The sequence below is a fragment of the Pseudomonas sp. SB113 genome, assembly GCF_040754745.1.
Classification (GTDB): domain Bacteria; phylum Pseudomonadota; class Gammaproteobacteria; order Pseudomonadales; family Pseudomonadaceae; genus Aquipseudomonas; species Aquipseudomonas grimontii.
In genome coordinates this window covers 1-415 of record NZ_JBFMHW010000226.1, presented here as the reverse complement: position 1 = coordinate 415, position 415 = coordinate 1, and the positions used below count along the sequence as shown (strand labels likewise).

The window sequence follows — 415 nt, the reverse complement described above, 5'->3', positions numbered from 1 at the left end:
CTCGTCATAGCAGCAATCGTCTACTGGAATTCCACCTAGATGGCCGACGCCGTGGCCAATCTGCGATCAACGGGCGAATTCGTTCCGGATGACCTACTGGCTCACACGTCGCCGGTAGGATGGGAGCATATCGCCTTCTCCGGCGATTTTCACTCGGATCGCGCCGCGTTGGCAACGAACCGAAAGCTGCTCAACCTCTCGTCCAAAAAGCGGGCGGCATGACGACGCTCCCCACCCGTTCACCATTGGCGTTGTTTAGCGTACTTTCAACGCGATGCCCTCGTGTAGCCAGAAGCGCACAACGCAGGTATGGCGGGAAATGCGGAAATTGGAGAAAGATGCACCACTCCTCGACTGGCCGGAGGCCGTTTCTTACCGACAGATGGAGCTCGATGCTCATCAGAAGATTGTCGAG

1 pseudogene is annotated in these 415 nt (G+C 57.1%); it reads left to right on the top strand.

Features of this window, described 5'->3' with window-relative positions:
• A pseudogene (locus AB1462_RS32290) lies at window positions 1-222 on the top strand (Tn3 family transposase); the annotation flags it as partial.
• Window positions 223-415 lie beyond the last annotated feature (193 nt).